Raw genomic sequence first — 19136 nt, 5'->3', positions numbered from 1 at the left:
ATGCAAATAACTTACGAAGAGGTTTCTATGACAGCGAAATATGGCGTTAAACGTCGTTTAGCGATTTTGGGTACGGCGATGATGGCGGCTTCCACCACCACATTCGCAGCTGAAAAACCAAATATTCTCGTGATTTGGGGGGATGATATCGGACAGTCTAATGTTAGCGCATACACCTTTGGTTTAATGGGTTACAAAACGCCTAATATTGATAGCATCGCCAAAGAAGGGATGATGTTTACCGATTATTACGCTGAACAATCGTGTACTGCGGGTCGCTCTACCTTTATTACTGGGCAAAGTGTACTTAGAACAGGTTTGAGTAAAGTAGGCTTGCCGGGCGCAGACATTGGCTTACAAGCTGAAGACGCGACAATCGCAGAAATGCTGAAACCTATGGGTTACATGACAGGTCAATTTGGTAAAAACCACCTTGGCGACAAAGATGAATTCCTTCCAACAGCACACGGGTTTGACGAATTTTTTGGCAACCTTTACCACCTGAATGCTGAAGAAGAACCAGAGAATGAAGATTACCCAACTGACCCAGAGTTCCGTAAGAAATTTGGCCCTCGTGGTGTGATCAAATCATTCGCAGATGGCAAGATTGAAGATACAGGCCCACTAACGCGTAAGCGTATGGAAACGGTCGATGAAGAAACACTAGACGCGGCACTTGATTTCATGGATCGCGCAGTGAAAGCGGACAAACCATTCTTCGTTTGGTGGAACGCAACAAGAATGCACTTTAGAACGCACGTGCAGCCAGATAGCAAAGGTGTAACCGGCATCAGTAATTACGCTGATGGTATGGTTGAGCACGATCGACACGTTGGACAACTATTGAAGCAAGTGGATCAGTTGGGCATCAAAGACAACACCATCGTTTTCTACTCAACGGATAACGGTCCACACATGAACTCTTGGCCTGATGCCGGTACAACGCCGTTCCGTGGTGAGAAAAACACCAACTGGGAAGGCGCATATCGTGTACCAGCAATGGTTCGTTGGCCAGGAAAGATTGAACCGGGCAGTGTTTCAAATGAAATCATGCACCACATGGACTGGATGCCAACCTTCGTTGCAGCTGCTGGTGATGATCAGATCAAAGAGAAACTACTGAAAGGTCATACAGCGGGTGATAAAACGTTTAAAGTGCACCTAGATGGTTACAACTTCCTTCCTTACCTAACCGGTGAAGAAGAGAAAGGCCGTCGTTCGGAGATATTCTACTTTACCGATGACGGTGACCTTGCGGCACTTCGTTACAACCAATGGAAAGCGGTGTTCATGGAGCAGCGTGCGACGGGTACCATGCAAATTTGGGCAGAACCGTTTGTAACGTTACGTCTTCCTAAGCTGTTTAACCTCCGAATGGACCCATACGAAAACGCAGATATCACATCGAATACTTACTATGACTGGTTGTTAGACCATGCTTATATGTTTGTTCCTGCTCAAGCGTATGTTGGCAAGTTCTTAGAAACCTTTGCTGAATACCCGCCACGCCAAAAAGCAGCGAGCTTTAGCTTGGATCAGGTTATGGAGAAACTTCAAGAGAACCATAATAAGTAAGCTTTGGTTTATTGAAACTGATAGTTTGATGAAACTGCTAACACGAAAGAGCTCTTCGGAGCTCTTTTTTTATGCGCATATCGATGAGTAAATACCAGTCGTGAATATGAGTCACAACAATCAAGCTCACTGCCACTAAATAATTGTAAATTCATTGTTTTTACGTCTACCTTATTAAGCATAAGGATGTATAAAAACAAGGAATGTTATGTCTGCATGGTTGTGCTCACTAGTGAACGGATTGAAACACCAGCGAGTTGTAGTATTATCCGCAATGTTGTCTTTACCTATGTTGTCGACACTCAGTGTCAATGTGTATGCTAATGAACAAGCTCCAACGACTGAAGCTACGCTTATTGGTTCAGGAACTTTAGATGCCAGCTCTCCCAAGGCTACGTATGTCGGTTCTGAAGCATGCGTTGACTGTCACAGCGAAGAAGTGGAAGCGTGGCAAGGCTCTCATCATGACATGGCGATGAAACACGCTACAGATGAATCTGTATTAGGCGATTTCAACGATCAAACGGTCACTCATGGCGGTAAACCCAACCGATTTTTTCGCAAGGGTGAAGAGTTCTGGGTCAATATCGAAGGCCCAGACGGGCAATTCAAAGATTACAAAATCAGCTATACCTTTGCCTTTGAACCATTACAACAGTACATGGTTGAGTTTGAAGACGGTCGAGTACAGTTGATTCCTTTTGCTTGGGACTCTCGCACTGAGGGCGAAGGCGGTCAACGCTGGTTTAACCTCTACCCGGATACCACCAACACTGATGAATTCTACTGGACCAACAGCGGTCAAAACTGGAACTTCATGTGTGCCGATTGCCACTCAACGAATCTAGAGAAAAACTACGACAGCGCGAGTAATACCTATAACACTACTTGGTCTGAGATTAATGTCGGTTGTGAAGCCTGTCATGGCCCTGCAAGCGAGCACGTTAAACAAGCCCAGCTAGCAAAAGCTCAATTGACCAAAGATCAGTCAGCAAAAGCCAGCGGCGGGAAGGACGTTCAAATTTCGGCGCATTATGGTTTCGACCGTGATTTGTCGAAGTCGGTGAAAGAGTGGATCTACCAAGAGGGCAACTCAACCCTACAACCAAAAGACATCATCCATACCAATCAAGTTCAAACTTGTGCTCAATGCCACAGTCGACGTACTCAGTTAAATGAAACTGGAGATCACGTTAACGGGTCTTTCTTTGATAAGTATCGTCTAAGTTTGATTACTCCTGAGCTTTACCATAACGATGGTCAAATCTACGATGAAGATTACGTTTACGGCTCTTTCTTACAATCGGTGATGGCAGAGAAAGGCGTTACTTGTACTAACTGTCACGATCCACATACTGCAGAACTGAAAATTGCAGAAGAAGCTGTGTGTAGTCAATGTCACATAGCCTCTGAATACACGCCTGAAAAGCACACATTCCATGAAGCGAATACTGAGGCTTCACAATGTACCACTTGTCACATGCCAGAAACGACGTACATGGAAGTTGACCCAAGGCGTGACCACAGTTGGCATATCCCACGCCCTGATATCAGCCAACATATTAAAACACCGAACGTCTGTACCAGTTGTCACGAAGATCAAACTGATCAGTGGGCTGATAAACAAATCGGTAAATGGTTCCCAGATTCTAAGTATCGAAACCAACAACATTTTGCTGTCGCTTTTTACGCGGATTCAATAGGGCACAGAGGAGCAGAAGATGCACTGGCGTATTCGGCTCAAGATTCCAGCTTAAGCAACATCATTCGAGCATCAAGCTTAGAACGCTTGGGTGGCAATACGGGTAAGAACACGCTTATTTCATTGGCAAGAGCAGTGAAACACGACGATGAGATGATCCGTTTAGGTGTTGTGCAAGGTTCCTCAGGTTTTCCGTTTACTGATCGTTGGCAGATTCTAGAGCCACTATTGAAAGACCCAGTATTGTCGATTCGCTCAGAAACCGCAGGTGCATTAGTGCGTTACTGGGGAGAAATGAATCCTTTGCAGAAAGACCAAATCAAGCCTGCATTGGAAGAGTACATTGAGATACAGCAGTTTAATGCCGACAGAGGGTTTGGGCGTACTAATCTAGGAAACGTTTACCGAGATTTAGGTCAGCACGACAAAGCAATTGATTTCTATTTAGGTGCTATCGAGATTGAGCCTTACTTCGAAAACAGCTACGCCAACTTGGCGGATTTGTATCGAGCACAAGGTAACGAAGCAAAAGCGTTATCGACCTTGAAGCAAGGTATTGAAGCTCAGCCTAAATCGAGTGTTTTGCCATACAGCACAGGGTTATCTCTGCTTCGTGTAAAAGATTACGAACAAGCAACGGAGTACCTTAAACAAGCTGCTGAAACTGCACAAACCGACCCACAATATTGGTATGTGTACGGATTGGCTTTGGAGAAATCGGATGTGCTTGCGGCAAGTCAATCACTGCACAAGGCTTACCAATTTAGCCGCAACCCACAGCACTTGTATGCCCAGTGTGAAGTGTTGGCGCGAAACAGCCATATACCGGGCGTACCAAAGGCGTTTGAGCAATGTATTTCATCACTGAGCAAAGTGGCACCGCCGGAGGCCATTAACCAATTGAAAGCTAAGTTTGAATAAAGCGATGAGGTGAGTTTGGCTATTGTGCTTGCTGCTTATTCCGCTTGTAACCAATTATCGCGCTGATGAACAATTATCACGTGTATAACTAATAGTTATGGGGCTTGTGAGTAGGATGTACGCAGCCAGATTGAATTAAGGGAAGACCTATGAACCATGCACAACAAGCAATAAACCAACTGATTGAACAAACAGAGAAAAGTGTTATCGGTCAGAGCCACGTCGTTCGGGCTCTGGTGATAGGGTTATTGACTAATGGGCATGTGCTTTTAGAGGGACTTCCCGGTACAGCGAAAACTCGTTCAGTGAAATCGCTGGCGAACCTACTGAACACCAGTTTTGGTCGAATTCAGTTTACGCCTGACCTGCTGCCATCAGATGTAACCGGTACAGAAGTGTATCAAGAGCTTGATGGAAAGCCTCAGTTGCACTTTCAACCGGGTCCTATTTTCAACAGTATTGTTTTAGCCGATGAAGTGAACCGTGCTCCTGCAAAGGTACAAGCGGCTCTGCTTGAAGCCATGGCGGAAGGGACGATTACGGTTGGTGGTCAAACTCATATTCTGCCAGATCTATTCATGGTGCTAGCCACTCAAAACCCAGTAGAGCAAGAAGGTACGTATCCACTGCCTGAAGCACAAATGGACCGTTTCATTATGAAAGTGACGGTCGACTATCCAGAAGATGAAGCTGAACGCGACATCATTCGACTTGTGCGCAGTGAGGAACTCGGTAGCGAGACGAGTTCAGAATTAGTCACCCCACAGCATATTGAACCTGAGTTGGTACTTGAAGCTCGCCGCCAACTTCCAGATATTGCCGTTTCCGATTTAGTTGAGAACTACATTGTGGCTTTGGTGATGGCGACTCGTAAGCCAGAGCGTTACCCAGAATCAAACCTATCAAAGTGGATTGAGATTGGCTCAAGCCCGCGTGCTTCTATTTCATTGGATAAATGCGCTCGCGCTTATGCGTGGTTGCAAGGGCGTGACCACGTCACGTTGGACGATGTGCGTGCCATGTTGCCGACCGTATTAGGCCACCGATTCTCGTTGTCTTACGATGCATTGGCCGATGGTATTGACCATCAAAGAGTGGTTGAAGAACTGCTTGATAATGTTGAGATCGGATAACTAGGGGGCGTCATGGCGAAGCCAACACAAGCTCCCAAATCGCAAGGTCTTGATCCACGATTGTACTGTGATTATTCAAGGTTAGTGCGAATTCAGGCTCAAGCTGAGTCGTTTTCTCTGTTGCCTCATCTAAAGGCGGGCAGTGTGCTGTCGGGTCGACATAATTCCCTGTTTCGTGGTCGTGGTTTGAATTTTGAGGAATTACGTCACTACCAACTTGGTGATGATATTCGTAATCTCGATTGGAAAGTCACGATGCGAACGGGTAAGCCTCATGTTCGTAGCTATACCGAAGAGAAAGACCGAAATGTAATCATCTGTGTCGATCAGCGCAGTTCGATGTTCTTTGCTTCTCAAAACACCATGAAATCAGTTGTTGCGGCCGAAGTCGCGGCATTGTGTGGATGGCGAGTCCTGAAAGATGGTGACCGTGTTGGCTTTGTTTTAGCTTCTCATCAAAAACTCTTCCACACCAAAGCACAGCGTTCACAGTCTGATTTACTGGCTCAGTTAAAGCACCTTACTAAAGCAAATCAAAGCTTAGACGTGAGTGTGAGTGACAGCGAAGGAGTCGGGTTCAGTCAATGGATTGAACTGATAAAACGAATGAGATTAAAGCAGTCGACCTTAATCTTTATTAGCGATTGGCGCGACTGCCAAGAACAACATCTAGACCGACTAAAGCAGTTACAGCAACACAACGATATCTTGGCCATAATGGTCACAGACCCATTGGAACAATCATTACCTCAAGATCTCGCAAGCGCAAATTGGGTGGTGGGTGATGGTCGCTTTCAACTTAATCTGGATAGCCAATCTAAGGTTAACCTCGCAAGTGAAAGCCTTGCTCAAAAGGCGGCACTCCAGAAACAGTCCCTTGCTAAATTAATGGCGATGAAAAACCTCCCTTATATCGAATTAGATACGTCTGGAACTCATATTTCTCAGCTTCAAAAGCTGGTGGGAGGGCGTTAGATGGCCGTTGAACATACGCCTCCAAGTACTTATATCCTTCGCGATCTGCACGATGTCGCCATTCCCGAGAGCGTGAGCTGGATGCCGCAAACTATTGGCTGGAAGATCCTTGGCGTCATTCTGTTATTGGTCGCTATCTATCTGGCTTATCGCTTGGCGCAGAGATGGTGGAATAACCGTTATCGTAAAGAAGCGCTTAAAGAGCTCATGGTATTGGATGCGAGAGACAAAAACTCAACCGAACGAACCTTCAAAGTACTGAAGGTGGTACTTCGTTACCTAGACAGCAGTAATGCAAAGCTGTTTGGAAAAGCCTATGTAAACCGTCTGAACGCTTATCTGCCTGTTAGCGCTAACACAAGTGAAAACAGCAATGCGTTCTTTGCCGATGAAGTTTCGGAATTATGGATGCAAAGCCTAATTGACCCTAATGTGCGTCTGAGCTTTGAACAGCGATTAGAGGTAATTCAAACCGCGATGATGTGGCTAAAACTTCATAAACCAGATCTACAAGCGAAACCGGATGTACAAGCAAAACCAGAGGGGCAAGATAATGTTTGATAGTTTATCTGCCAGCTTTGAATTTGCGCACCCACTGTGGTTTATCGCACTACCTTTGCCTTTACTCGTTTACTTCGCCGTACCTGCTTATCGCACTAAGCAAATGGCTATTAAGGTGCCATTTTTCAGTGAGTTGGTAGAGGCGATTGGCGAGGCTCCATCCGAAGGAGCAAGCCAGTTAACGCCAAGCTGGTGGCAACGTACTACGCTGATCATTACCTGGGTATTAGTGATCTGCGCATTAGCGAAACCTACCATTCTTGGTGAGCCACAAGTTCGTGAACAATTAGGTCGCGACGTGATGGTGGTTGTCGATTTGTCTGGCTCAATGGCAGAACAAGATTTTACCTCTAAGCGGGGCGATAAAATATCTCGTTTGGACGCGACCAAAGAAGTGCTGGCTGATTTTGCGACTACCCGAAAAGGGGACCGACTCGGTTTGATTCTTTTTGGTGATGCAGCGTTTGTACAAACACCGTTTACAGCTGACCAAGATGTGTGGCTTGAACTGCTTAATCAAACCGATGTCGCTATGGCAGGGCAAAGCACGCACTTAGGTGATGCAATTGGCTTGGCGATTAAGGTGTTTGAACAAAGCGAAAAGCAAAGTGCTGCCGTTCAAGATTCAAGTGTTGATGCCAACGAAAAAGAGAAGGTCGTGATCGTACTAACCGACGGTAATGATACGGGAAGCTTTGTTGAACCGATTGATGCCGCCAAAGTGGCGAAGGCGAAAGGCGTTCGTATTCACGTGATCGCCATGGGTGACCCACAAACCGTTGGTGAAGTGGCTTTGGATATGGAAACCATCAAACGAGTGGCTCAAGAGTCTGGTGGCGAAGCCTTTGAGGCGCTTAACCGCGACGAACTAACCAAAGCCTACGCTCAAATCGGTGAACTAGAACCACAATTATATGAAAGTACCACTTATCGTCCTAAACAGGGACTGCACCATTACTTAATGGCGATTGTTGTTGTGATGTATTTGACGGCCTTTAGTCTGGCGACTTTACGTAGAAGATCGCTTTTGGCTTCTAAAACTAAAAAATTGAAAGGAGAGGATGATGCCTGATTCTCTCACTCTGCAACAGTTCTTTACCCAGTTTCATTTTATCCGACCTTTGTGGTTGTTGGCCTTTATTCCGATGTTCTTCCTGCTATGGGTTCGTTGGAGAGAAGAGACCAAACCAACGTGGAAAGACATTCTACCTGCACACTTACGTAATGCATTGACGATTGGCGAAACAGGCTGGCGTAAGCAACTGCCATTGAAGCTATTGGTGGTGATTGTAACTATCGCCATCATTATCTGTTCTGGCCCAACATGGCAACGTGAGGCTTCGCCTTTTGGTGAAGACAAAGCGTCGATGTTGGTTGTGCTTGATAACAGTGAATCCATGCTCGCTAAAGACTTACCACCGAGTCGCTTGGAACGATCTAAGCAGAAAATTAGAGACTTATTGGCAGCTCGGAAAGGCGGTAATACGGGCTTAGTGGTTTACGCAGGCAGCGCACACGTCGCGATGCCCGTTACTCAAGACAGCAAAGTATTCGAACCGTTTCTAGCGGCTATCACACCCGATATCATGCCGGTATCAGGTAAGTCAGCAGAAGAAGCACTGCCATTGATTAATCAGCAACTGTCTGGTGAGTTAGGCTCTTCTGTACTGTTGGTATCAGATGGTGTAAACCCAAGCACCATTAGGGCGTACGAGAGTTTCTTTAACGACAATCCGTATCAGTTGCTCATTCTAGCCGCAGGAAACAGTAATGTGGTGAGTGATAATCCAGTCGACCTAGATTCACTGCGTAACTTAGCGAGTAAGACGAGTGGACGAGTGGTTGAGGTGACCGTTGATGATTCGGATATCCAACAACTGAACAGAGCGGTTGAAAGAAACATGCAGCTCAACGGCGAATCTTCAATGCCTTGGAAAGACATGGGCTATGGACTGCTTATTCCAATGGCTTTCATTATGTTGCTATGGTTCAGAAAAGGGTGGTTGGTGCAGTGGTGTGTCGTTGGTTTGATGATCACAAGCAGCATGTATTCACCAGACACTTTGGCGAAAACAGTCAACTTAACCGCTGAGAAACCAGTTGTGGTGGAGTCACTTACGGCTTGGGATAAGACCGCTCAATGGTGGTGGGACTTATGGCTAACGCCTGACCAGCAAGGTCAACGCCTGTTGAATCAGAAGGAATACCTTGAAGCGGCAAAACATTTTACTGACCCAATGAGAAAAGGCGCGGCTTACTACTATGCTCGTGATTTTAAGCTCGCTCACAGTGCATTCCTGCAAACCAAAACTGACCTTGGTTTATACAACGCGGCGAGTGCGTTAGCCAGACAGCGTGAATATCTTGCGGCGCGAGACCTTTTGAAATCATTAAGCGAGAAAGAGGATCTGTCACCAGAACTAAGAACGGATGTCGAAAACAATCTTGCTGTGCTTAGTGGAATTGTCGAAGAGGTAAACCGAACCAGTGAAAGCCAGTCCGGAACTACAGATGGCCCTGAAGAGTCGTTAGAACTCGAAGACGATCAGCCAAGAACGGGTGATGGCGCTGAAGAGGAAACGGTAGCGGAATTGATGCTCAAGGAAACGCTTAATGCCAATGAAATTTTGGGTAGCCAAGAGCTTGCCGATAAGTGGCTAAAACGAGTAGAAGCGGACCCTAAGTTCTTCTTAAAGTCCAAGTTCCAAATTCAATTAAGAGACCCTGCACCTTCCATCGAACAAGCGTCAAAACAGGAACAGGCATCAAAACAGGAGCAAACCCAATGAGTCGATATGATTTAGCTCTTGAAGCCATTCAATCAAAGAGAGTGCGAGTTAGAGCCCATAAGTGGTTACTGTCGATGACTCTTATGTTGAGTTGGTTTTTTCCTGCTGTTGCTTCTGCTGCCGATATCTTCGACCTCCAAAAAAGTGGTGATGTTGAACTGATCGCTTGGGTTGGAGAAAAACCGAAGTCAGGCGATAAGATAACGCCGACTAAAGTGAGCGTTAATGAGCAGGTAATTCTGAACATTGAGGTGGCGACGCCGCGTTGGTTAACGGGAGGGACTCGAATCAGCAGTATCGAAATCCCTAACGTGATCGCTAAGCAACGTAACCAACTCGCGACTAATTACACGGAACGGGTCAATGGCACTACATGGTCGCGTCAACGATGGGAAGTGACACTTTATCCGATGACTTCTGGCGAGTTTGTCATTCCAATCGTGCCGGTTCGCGTCCAAGTTTCTGCTCCTGATGGCTCTAACGTTGGCGGCACGCTTTACACGCAGCCAATTAAGTTTGAAGCTTCGTTGCCTTCAGGTTTACTTGATAATGAATCGCCTTGGTTTTCTGCAACAGAAGTAGATATAGAGCAACAATGGCAACGCTCGAGTGAAAACTTAAAAGTAGGCGATGCCATTACTCGAACAGTAACCATCAAGGCCAAAGACAGTTTGTCTGTTTTACTGCCGGACGTGTTGAACAATGAATCGACCCAGCAGTACCAAGCTTACCCGCAGCCTAATCGTTTAGATGATACTCAAGATCGTGGTAACTACCGTTCCAGTCGAATTGAGGAGACGGTTTATGTTATTCAGCAGGGCGGTGAATTTACGTTGCCACAGTTTTCATTTCAGTGGTGGGACAGCAAGAATCAACGCCTTGAAACCGTGGTGATAAAAGGGAATGTGTTTGAAGCCAAACACACAGTCCAATCTTTCATCAAGGCTTACATGTCAGTGTTTATTAGCGTTGGTCTGGCACTGTTGTTCAGTGTGGCGTGCTTTGTTTCTGTTAAACGTTATTATGCGAACCGCCCAACACCGAGTTGGTTGGTATTCCGTCGTTTGCTTAAGCAAGGTAATTGGGCTGCATTAAGAACCTTTATCTACCGCCAATTGCGAAACCAAACCTCTCAGTTAGAGCTGGATAAAGCACAACTGGGTAAAGCGCAACTTGGTAAATTGAATGGACAAAAGCGTTGGCTAGAAGACAGTGAATCCCTCCAACAAGGGCGTGAAGACAAAAACGTATTTACTCGTTTGTGGAGAGGGTTACGTAACTTACGCAATGACAAATCAAACTCAAGCAATTCTCGTTCAATTTTTGACCGCTTGAAAATCCCTAAAGCCTTGCCAGACTTAAAAGATAGAACTAAGTAGCAAACTTTAGTCATTCGCATCGAACAAAATCGGCAGGTTCTCTACTATAGGGAACCTGCTTCTTTAATATGGAACTGTATGAAAAGTACTGAACTCAATCTAATTCCTATATTTGTCGCTATTTATGAAGAGCAGAACTTATCTAGGGCTGCTAATCGCATGGATATAAGCCAACCTGCTGTGAGCAAAGCGCTTGCACGGTTGCGAGATATCTATGACGAGCCACTGTTTCACCGTACCACATCAGGCGTAGAGCCAACCACATTCGCTATTGATATCTATCCGGCAATGGCCGCTGCGCTAAAAAACTTTACGTCTACCTTATCTGCATCAAGAGATTTCGACCCCAAAACTTCAGGCCGCGTTTATTCAATTGCCTGCGTCTCGGCGGCGAGCTACGAAATGATGCCAAGAGTGATGCAGTTAATCAGCCAAGTTGCACCTGGTATCGCATTAGAAGTTCACCCTCTATTTACCGAAGACTACGAGTCTGATTTAAGGCTTCAAAGACATGATGTGATTGTTGATATGACACCTAAAGGAAGAACCATGCTCAAGCATGAGGTGATTTCTAAAGAGGAGCTGGTGGTCGTTTGCCGCAAAGACCATCCTACGATTGGTGATACCATCGATATGGAGCAGTTCCTATCAGTTGAGCATGTGGTTGTATCTCGTTGGCATGCACGTAAAAGCTTATTGAGTTCTGAACACTACAGTGACCTTGAAAAACGAAGAATAGTCTATCGAGCTGCGGGCGTTGTAGAGATGCTGCCAGTTATTGAGGGCTCTGATTACATCGGAGTGCTACCTATGTCATCGGTGCGTTGTTTTTCTGAAAAGTACGCGGTTAAAACACTACCACTACCATTCGAATTGGAAGATCTCGATATGTGTATGATTTGGCACCCGAGTCGCACTAATGAACCTAGCCACAAATGGTTGCGCGCTAAGATCAAAGCGGCAGCAAAAGACATATCAAGTTAACCTTTAAAGGGGGATTGATGGAAAATGTTTGTGCGAATAGCCGTTATTCCCAGCACTGACATACGTTGATTGGATTTCGACCTAACTACAGGCAATCAAAAAGAGCCGCTTATCTGTTTTGACTGAGTCAGTCTGAATTGATAAGTGGCTCTTTTACTTGGTGTGGGTTTCGACATTAAAACTAAGAAACCTCAATGACATCTATTATTCGGTAATTTCTTGCAGAACTTCTCCAATTGAACCACTTGGTTGAGTGATACCCAGTTTGTTCGAAAGCGTTGGTGCAATGTCGTATGGCGTGACTGGACGTGAGATTTTCTGAGCTTCAACGTCGTAGCCTGCGAAGATGACAGGGACATGTGTATCGTACTTCCATGGCGAGCCATGAGTCGAGGCTATTTGAAGGCCTTCCATGTCGTTAATGTAGCTACGTGGAGCAAATACCACATACACATCGCCAGAACGAGCTGGGTGGTAGTTGTTCTTAATGAGCTGCATTACATGAGTATCAGGTACTCGGTTTGCCGCGATATCACTGCTTGATACGGCAAACGCCACTCCCTTCACTTTCGCTATTTCATCGGCGATCGTTTCCTGTACTTTAGCTAGGTCAAGTTTCTTCTCTGCGATTAAATCGTGATTCAGATAAATATAAGGCTGTGCGTACAAGCGTATTGCGTCTTTGGATAAACCAAACTCATCCTTCAACCTTTGCTCTACGCCACTCGAGAGCAGTGTGTCTTTATTGAAGTATTGAGCTTGATTGAAGCCAAGCGCATTTGCCGCAGGTGAAGATTCAGGTACACCGTGGTCGGCAGACAACACAATTAGTGTATTCTTTAGTCCGACTTGGTGATCAACGGTTTTAAGAAGCTTGGCGATCGTCTTATCGAGTCGAATTAGGTTGTCTTCTGTTTCTAGGCTTTCAGGGCCGTATAAGTGCACCACGTAGTCGTTTGATGAAAAACTTACAGACAGGTAATCGGTCACGTCACCTTGACCTAGCTTCTCTTGCATCAACAGTGTGCTTGCAAAGTTTTCTGTGATTTCATCGCCAGCCGGGCTAACGGTTAGCGTTGTGCTGTAGTACTTGTAACTCGCGGGGCCATAAGGGTGAGGGAAGGTGCGTTGGAAATCACCGAGTTTCACTTTGTGTTCGGTATCGTGCTCTTGCAGCGTGTAGTTTTCACGTGGTAATGAGAGATCCCATTTCTGTTTCGAGTACTCTGCAGCAATCGCTTTCTCGTTCCAACGTGATACCCAATCTGGATACTCGTCGTAGTAATAGTTGCTGGTGACAAACTCAGATTGCGCTTTGGAGAACCAGAAGGCTTTACCACTGTGTCCCGCCAATGAGATTGCGCCGCGGTCTTTCACGGATACACCGAACACTTTTGATTTGCCACTATTGGAAATTGTCAGCTCGTCACCAAACGTGGTGGCAAGTATAGGCTCTGGAGATCGCCCATCACCTTGTGCTGTCTTCTGAGTTGGGTCGATCTCAGTTGCTTTATCGACACCCGCACCAGAGGTCAACATTTTGTAGTTACCGTCTTCTACGTTATACACCAAACGTTCTTCGCTACGGTCATACCAAACGTTACCTACCATGCCGTGTACGCTCGGTGGAGCGCCGGTTGCAAGCGACACATGGCCCACGATCGTTTCCGTGTTGCCATGTTGATAGTTCGCGTTGGTGTAGTAAGTACCGTCATCCATTAAGTACCGGAAACCACCTTCACCGAAGTTGTGCTTATATCGTTCGATAAGATCTGCGCGCAGGCCATCTACCGTGATTTGAAGGACTAGATTTGGCTTCTCTGCTGCTGAGACAGGGAAGGCACAGAGTAACGCGAGTGTAAGTCCTGAAAGCTTGGTGTATTGCATAGAAGTTCCTTATTCAGCGTTGCCGCAGAGTTCTAACGTTTGGTCAGATTTCTAACGTGTGTCAAATTTCTAATGTGTGTATAGTGCAAGTCGTATTTTAGTATCGCTTGTGAAGATTGTTGATTCATAACCGTTGGCACCTTTAGTTAGTTCATTCTTTAACTAGCTCACAGCTTTAGCTAGTTCGTATCCTTAACTAAACGCAGGCCCATATCTGACATAGTGATCGATTGGCTTGCGAAGTCGCGACGGTAACTTTCAGATTCGTTTTCGTCATAAGCAAAGCTGCCACCGCGAACCGATTTATGTGATAAACCAACGTCGCTGTGTTTTGCGTTGTTAGGATTGTCTGTTGGACCGAATCGGTAGAAGGTGTCATCGAAGGCATCAATCACAAACTCACCCACGTTTCCGGTCATGTCATATAAGCCTAGTTCATTTGGCTTCTTTAGCCCGACTGGATGTGCGCTATTTTTAGAATTTGCTGAGTACCACGCAACATCATCTAAGTTATTGGAACCACTGTAAGTATAGCCTTTGCTCTTGTTGCCACCTTTCGCTGCAAATTCCCATTCAGCTTCAGTCGGCAGACGGTATTCTTCACCTGTAAGTTCGTTCAATTGTTCAACGAAGTAGTTCGCCTGTTGCCAACTTAAGTTATTGACCGGAACTTGTGGGTTTTGGAAATAACTGAGAGATGAACCCATCACCGATTCGAACAATTCTTGAGTCACCTCAAACTTCGCAATGTAGAAACTATCTACAGTTATATCTCGCGCTGGTTGTTCTGCTTTGGTCGCTTCAGGATCGTTCGAACCCATGGTGAATGTACCACCTTCAACTAGCACCATCTCTTGGTCGATTTGTTGGGCGATAGGGTGTGTAGGCACGCTCGCACAGCCGCTTAGGAAAATAGTCATGGTGACGCTGCTGATCGCCGCTAATTGTTTGTAATTGAAAAATTTCATCACGTGCCTCGAATGTTCGAAATAGAGGGCAATTTTAACGTTTAAGGTCATTCCTATTGGTTATAAAGGGTATAACATGCCACTGACTGAAATAGGCATTATGATGGCTACAGACACTAAGATAGGTAGATAAATCATGCACATTACTCAAGGTCCACAATACAATGGTAAAGCGTCTAAACGCTTGCATGTTATGGCTAAGCCAATTGGCGCAGCATGCAACATTGACTGTAAATATTGTTATTACCTAAGTAAGCAAGATTTGTTGGAGTACAAGAAAGGCAGTTCTCCAAGAATGGATGATGAGACGTTAGAAACCTACATCCGACAATATATCGAAGGTCAAAACACGCCTGAAATTATCTTCTCATGGCAGGGCGGCGAGCCAACTATGCTGGGTTTAGCGTACTTTGAAAGAGTGGTTGAGCTACAAAAAAAGTACCAGCCTGAAGGTGTGTTGATTTCAAATGATCTACAAACCAATGGCACACTGCTGAATGACGATTGGGGCCGATTCTTAGCAAAGAATAACTTCCTGATTGGCTTGAGTATTGATGGCCCTGAAATGCTGCACAATGCGTATCGTGTTAATAGAGCAGGCCGTGGCACATTCAAACAAGTGATGGCGGCGGTTGAGTTGCTGCACAAACATCAAGTTAAATTTGCAACGTTGACTTGTGTGAATAACCTCACCAGTCAAAATGCACTTGAGGTGTATCGCTTCCTACGTGATGTGGTGAAGTCTCCACAAATGCAGTTTATTCCTATCGTTGAACAGAAAACCTTTAGAACGGTTGCGCCACAAACATCCCAAGTGAGTGAGCAGCTAAAACAAGGCGACAAACGCCTGATCCCCGGCCATAAAGATTCGATCATGGAATCGTGGTGTGTGTCGGACTTGGCTTGGGGTAACTTCCTGATCTCTGTGTTTGATGAGTGGGCGAAGAACGACATCGGTAAAGTGTTCGTTCAGTATTTTGAAGCGAGCTTAGAAACGTGGATTGGTCGTCCGAATCCGCTTTGCACTCTGAATGAGATCTGCGGTAAAGGCCTAGCGATGGAGCCAAACGGTGATGTGTTCTCTTGTGACCACTACGTTTACCCTGAATACAAAATTGGCAATATCCACCACGAGAAGCTTGATGATTTGGCGTACAGCGCACCACAGCAAAAGTTTGGTTTTGCTAAATCACGCACAATGACCAGTCAATGTCAGCAGTGTGAGTACAAGTTTGCTTGTCATGGTGAATGTCCGAAAAACCGCTTTATCAAAACTCGCGCAGGTGAACCGGGCTTGAACTACTTATGTGCTGGTTGGCACAAGTTCTTTTCTCATGTCGACAAGTCGATGGCTTATATTGCTCGTGCGATGGGGCACTCAGTGGCTCATGGCAAATTCAGTGACTCGGTATTGATGGCGCATCGTGCAAAACAGGCGCAACAAGCTACGTTCGAGACCAAGTTTTAACTCGTTTTTTGGGTCAACGGCCCAAGATAAATTTAATCAGATACGAGTCTAAGGACAGGCTAAGTTCTCCAGTTTAAGGTAATACTATGATGAAGAAGAGTTTAGCGACGGCTGTTGCTTTATTGGTTTCAACGTCTGCATTGATTTCAACGTCAGCAATGGCTGCCAATAGCGTTCAACAAACCGTTGACGCACCGGCACAAAATATCAATCAAGTGCTTGAAATGACGGACACACAAACCCGAATTCAACAGTTGTCTTACATGGCTCAAGATCAGAATCAATCCGTTGAAAATCGTACTGGTGCACTGCAAGAACTTGCTTCATACCCAAGCCAGAATGCGCTGGTGGCGGTGGCAAGAGGTTTGAAAGATCAAAACCCTGAAGTTCGTGAGGCTTCGATTATCGGTTCTTCGCCATATCAACTTGAGCATCGTTGGGCGTTAGTTTCGCCTTTGCTGAGCGATACAGACTCTATGGTTCGTCATTCAGCAACATCGAACTTAGTTCGTGATTACAATACGTTAGATAAAGAACAGAAAGCACAAATCGAACAACCTGTCGCTGAGTTAATAACATTCTTGGAATCACAAGAATCTGAAAAGTTTCAATTGTTGTTCGCTGACGTGCTCCGTTGGCACAATGAATGGGATAAAGCGGAAACGATTTATCTTGAGTTGATTAATACTCACCAGAAAGACCCTCAAGTTTGGCTGAGCTACGCGGATAACTTCCGATCTCAGAATAAAGATCAACAAGCGGTCGAGGTGTTGGATCGTGGTTTGAAGAACGTGCCGGACAATGCAGCGATGCACTATTCTAAATCATTAACTTTGGTTCGCCTTGAAGACAAGGCAGCAGCAGCCAAAGAGATTGAAGTAGCAGCAGAACTTGCAAAAGATAACAGCTACTACTGGTACTTGAATGGGGTACTACAAGAAGAGCTGGATATCGACAAATCGACTAAATCGTTCGAGAAAGCGTATTTGATCTCTGGCTCTCCAGAACAGTTATACGCGGTATGCGATATTTATGTACGCTATGGCAATGAAAAAACAGATGATTGCTTGGGTGAGCTAGGTAAAGTGGCTCCTGATTATGTTATTGAACAGTTGAAAGAGAAACGAGTCGCACCAAGCTCATAATCTTTAGATGGGTTAATGGTAAGCTGATAAACCGTTATTGAGAAAGCCAGTCGAATATTCGACTGGCTTTTTTGGATCTTAATTGCTGCAAGTGACCATCGATTTGAATTCGAGCTAAAAAACAAAACTCAACATGATGGTGTAGAGCAATGCATCTTTATCGGTTTTAGGGGCGTCAATAAAGGCACCGTTTGACCTACGAGCTTCGAAGAATTGCATTTCACCATTGATAGATATATTTGACATCAAGTCGTAATCTACACCAACTAAGTAGCTATTCCCTTCTAAGTGCTCATTGGCGTTAAATTGCGCGCCGTATACTACGTAAGGTGTAAATGCTCCTAAATGGTAACCTAGGCTGGCGTACATGGATGAAGAAACGTCACTGATTTGACCTTCGCTCGCCAATACCGCTTGGCCAAATTCATATTCAGCGCCTAGCGACCAAAGTTGGATGTGTTGGTTGTCTGCTGTTGGAAGCGTGCCAACGTTTTTAATTTTTGTCGTTTGATCGAAATTTGAATCAAGGAAAGATAAGTTCCAACGATAGTTATCACCACTTAATTGAAGGTTTGCACCAAACATTCGATTTGTTTCGAATTCCAGCTCGGTTGTCGAATTGAACTCTACTTCATTCTTATCTTTGATTCCGACAAATGGAGAGAGTTGTAGGGTAGCTTCATCGGTTACATCATGAGTCCAACTCACTTTGACACCGTTGAAAGCGGTAATACCAAGAACGCTGTTATACACCTCTGTCGGTGGTCTTGCCGTCATATAGGCTTGGCCAACATAATAGTATTCAGAGGCAAGGAATAGTGGCAGTCGTAATCGACCAATACTCACATCGAAGTCGTTAAATTCATAGCCCAAGTAAGCCCACTCGAGTTGAGGATCACTCCAATCATATTGGGGTGGTTTGACAACTTGTACGGAAGCTTTAAATGAGTTGTAAAAGTAATCGAGTTGAACTCCAAGTGTGGTATCACAGTCATAACAATTTTCATCGGTAAAACCATTGTTGATGATTAAAGGGGAGTCGTTATCTGATGTTGCCCAAGAAGTAGAACCAAATCCGCTTAACGAAAAATTATCGGTAAGTTCAATAATAGCGAAAGCCGGAGAGGCAATTGAAGCACATAGCACTGACGTAATTATTTTTTTCATATTATTTCTCCGAGCTTATAACGTATAGAACATTGGCATTTTCAGGGAGCGTCGAGAGCGGGGCGTACCCAATTCGATTGGGCTTGTCATCAAGCCAGTCAACCAAGGTTTCGGTGGACGCCGATTTAATCTCTCTTGGATAACGAGCTTTACCTGAGAAGGATAAGCTCGCCCAATGGGCATTCATTTGAGCTGCGTTTTTTCCAAGCAGTTGTTGGTAAAAAACTTCACGTTCGCTGCTGTTTTCAGGCCAATCAGAAAGTTCTACACGTTTACCATCGAGTCGTTTTGTTTTTCCTCTATACAGCTTTCTTGCTTTGTTTATCGATATTTCTTCAAATCCTGAATCTAAAGAGAATATGGCGTAATCTTCTGCGGCATGAGCTGGGCTGAGAAGAAGCAAGTTTCCTAATAGCCCTACCGCGACTGGCAATATGACTCTGCGTGGAAGTGTTTTTATTGTTTTAATCCAATCCATGGGT

At 45.2% G+C, this 19136-nt stretch carries 15 protein-coding genes; 11 read left to right on the top strand and 4 right to left on the bottom strand.

The annotated features are described in order from the left end of the window. The first annotated feature begins 27 nt into the window (after positions 1-27). The 9 genes from ACED25_RS01650 to ACED25_RS01610 all read left to right on the top strand — a co-directional run bounded on the left by ACED25_RS01650 (position 28) and on the right by ACED25_RS01610 (position 12019). The gene (locus ACED25_RS01650; RefSeq protein WP_371694494.1) at positions 28-1575 is read left to right on the top strand and encodes an arylsulfatase; all 1548 of its coding nucleotides are present in this window, start codon (positions 28-30) and stop codon (positions 1573-1575) included. A 208-nt stretch (positions 1576-1783) separates the two neighbouring features. Continuing rightward, positions 1784-4198 carry a tetratricopeptide repeat protein gene (locus tag ACED25_RS01645; protein WP_371694493.1) on the top strand — a complete coding sequence of 805 codons (2415 nt, stop codon included), beginning with the start codon at positions 1784-1786 and terminating at the stop codon, positions 4196-4198. Between the two features lie 149 nt (positions 4199-4347). Further along, positions 4348-5331, top strand: coding sequence for a MoxR family ATPase (locus ACED25_RS01640; protein ID WP_017099367.1), 984 nt, complete (start codon positions 4348-4350; stop codon positions 5329-5331). Between the two features lie 12 nt (positions 5332-5343). Then, positions 5344-6306: a DUF58 domain-containing protein gene (locus ACED25_RS01635; RefSeq protein ID WP_017099368.1), complete on the top strand. Its 963-nt coding sequence runs from the start codon at positions 5344-5346 to the stop codon at positions 6304-6306. Then, a complete protein-coding gene (locus tag ACED25_RS01630) occupies positions 6307-6867 on the top strand; it encodes a DUF4381 domain-containing protein (protein WP_371694492.1) in 561 nt (186 codons plus the stop codon). It abuts the gene before it with no gap. Beyond that, entirely contained in the window at positions 6860-7939 is a 1080-nt protein-coding gene (locus ACED25_RS01625) for a VWA domain-containing protein (RefSeq protein WP_371694491.1), read from the top strand. The genes ACED25_RS01630 and ACED25_RS01625 overlap by 8 nt, the downstream gene beginning before the upstream one ends. Beyond that, positions 7932-9656: a VWA domain-containing protein gene (locus ACED25_RS01620; protein WP_371694490.1), complete on the top strand. Its 1725-nt coding sequence runs from the start codon at positions 7932-7934 to the stop codon at positions 9654-9656. Before ACED25_RS01625 ends, ACED25_RS01620 begins: the two co-directional genes overlap by 8 nt. Then, entirely contained in the window at positions 9653-11035 is a 1383-nt protein-coding gene (locus tag ACED25_RS01615) for a BatD family protein (RefSeq protein WP_371694489.1), read from the top strand. The genes ACED25_RS01620 and ACED25_RS01615 overlap by 4 nt, the downstream gene beginning before the upstream one ends. Positions 11036-11113: 78 nt before the next feature. Continuing rightward, the gene (locus ACED25_RS01610; RefSeq protein WP_371694488.1) at positions 11114-12019 is read left to right on the top strand and encodes a LysR family transcriptional regulator; all 906 of its coding nucleotides are present in this window, start codon (positions 11114-11116) and stop codon (positions 12017-12019) included. 204 nt (positions 12020-12223) lie between these two features. Here ACED25_RS01610 and ACED25_RS01605 read toward each other — a convergent pair whose 3' ends face one another. Continuing rightward, complete coding sequence (locus ACED25_RS01605) at positions 12224-13906, bottom strand: alkaline phosphatase family protein (RefSeq protein WP_371694487.1); 1683 nt, start codon at positions 13904-13906, stop codon at positions 12224-12226. Between the two features lie 179 nt (positions 13907-14085). Then, entirely contained in the window at positions 14086-14874 is a 789-nt protein-coding gene (locus ACED25_RS01600) for an SUMF1/EgtB/PvdO family nonheme iron enzyme (RefSeq protein ID WP_102249227.1), read from the bottom strand. Between the two features lie 136 nt (positions 14875-15010). Here ACED25_RS01600 and ACED25_RS01595 point away from each other — a divergent pair, with 136 nt between their 5' ends. Beyond that, positions 15011-16342 carry an anaerobic sulfatase maturase gene (locus ACED25_RS01595; protein ID WP_371694486.1) on the top strand — a complete coding sequence of 444 codons (1332 nt, stop codon included), beginning with the start codon at positions 15011-15013 and terminating at the stop codon, positions 16340-16342. 86 nt (positions 16343-16428) lie between these two features. Beyond that, positions 16429-17487, top strand: a complete 1059-nt coding sequence (locus ACED25_RS01590; protein ID WP_371694485.1) for a hypothetical protein — start codon at positions 16429-16431, stop codon at positions 17485-17487. Positions 17488-17601: 114 nt separating this feature from the next. Here ACED25_RS01590 and ACED25_RS01585 read toward each other — a convergent pair whose 3' ends face one another. Together ACED25_RS01585 and ACED25_RS01580 are read right to left on the bottom strand one after the other, a co-directional pair. Further along, positions 17602-18654: an ABC sulfate transporter permease gene (locus ACED25_RS01585; RefSeq protein WP_017099377.1), complete on the bottom strand. Its 1053-nt coding sequence runs from the start codon at positions 18652-18654 to the stop codon at positions 17602-17604. Between the two features lies 1 nt (position 18655). Then, positions 18656-19132 (bottom strand): hypothetical protein, encoded by a 477-nt coding sequence (locus ACED25_RS01580; protein ID WP_009844970.1) that lies wholly within the window; start codon positions 19130-19132, stop codon positions 18656-18658. Positions 19133-19136: the final 4 nt, after the last annotated feature.

Source organism: Vibrio sp. 1F263, from assembly GCF_041439035.1.
Lineage (GTDB): Bacteria > Pseudomonadota > Gammaproteobacteria > Enterobacterales > Vibrionaceae > Vibrio > Vibrio tasmaniensis_A.
The sequence above is the reverse complement of the archived record's forward strand: the minus strand, read 5'-3'. Positions and strand labels throughout refer to the sequence as shown.

Coding starts and splice junctions, on each gene's coding strand:
- ACED25_RS01650 (WP_371694494.1), top strand. CDS start 28: ATGACAGCGAAATATGGCGTTAAACGTCGTTTAGCGATTTTGGGTACG.
- ACED25_RS01645 (WP_371694493.1), top strand. CDS start 1,784: ATGTCTGCATGGTTGTGCTCACTAGTGAACGGATTGAAACACCAGCGA.
- ACED25_RS01640 (WP_017099367.1), top strand. CDS start 4,348: ATGAACCATGCACAACAAGCAATAAACCAACTGATTGAACAAACAGAG.
- ACED25_RS01635 (WP_017099368.1), top strand. CDS start 5,344: ATGGCGAAGCCAACACAAGCTCCCAAATCGCAAGGTCTTGATCCACGA.
- ACED25_RS01630 (WP_371694492.1), top strand. CDS start 6,307: ATGGCCGTTGAACATACGCCTCCAAGTACTTATATCCTTCGCGATCTG.
- ACED25_RS01625 (WP_371694491.1), top strand. CDS start 6,860: ATGTTTGATAGTTTATCTGCCAGCTTTGAATTTGCGCACCCACTGTGG.
- ACED25_RS01620 (WP_371694490.1), top strand. CDS start 7,932: ATGCCTGATTCTCTCACTCTGCAACAGTTCTTTACCCAGTTTCATTTT.
- ACED25_RS01615 (WP_371694489.1), top strand. CDS start 9,653: ATGAGTCGATATGATTTAGCTCTTGAAGCCATTCAATCAAAGAGAGTG.
- ACED25_RS01610 (WP_371694488.1), top strand. CDS start 11,114: ATGAAAAGTACTGAACTCAATCTAATTCCTATATTTGTCGCTATTTAT.
- ACED25_RS01605 (WP_371694487.1), bottom strand. CDS start 13,906: ATGCAATACACCAAGCTTTCAGGACTTACACTCGCGTTACTCTGTGCC.
- ACED25_RS01600 (WP_102249227.1), bottom strand. CDS start 14,874: ATGAAATTTTTCAATTACAAACAATTAGCGGCGATCAGCAGCGTCACC.
- ACED25_RS01595 (WP_371694486.1), top strand. CDS start 15,011: ATGCACATTACTCAAGGTCCACAATACAATGGTAAAGCGTCTAAACGC.
- ACED25_RS01590 (WP_371694485.1), top strand. CDS start 16,429: ATGATGAAGAAGAGTTTAGCGACGGCTGTTGCTTTATTGGTTTCAACG.
- ACED25_RS01585 (WP_017099377.1), bottom strand. CDS start 18,654: ATGAAAAAAATAATTACGTCAGTGCTATGTGCTTCAATTGCCTCTCCG.
- ACED25_RS01580 (WP_009844970.1), bottom strand. CDS start 19,132: ATGGATTGGATTAAAACAATAAAAACACTTCCACGCAGAGTCATATTG.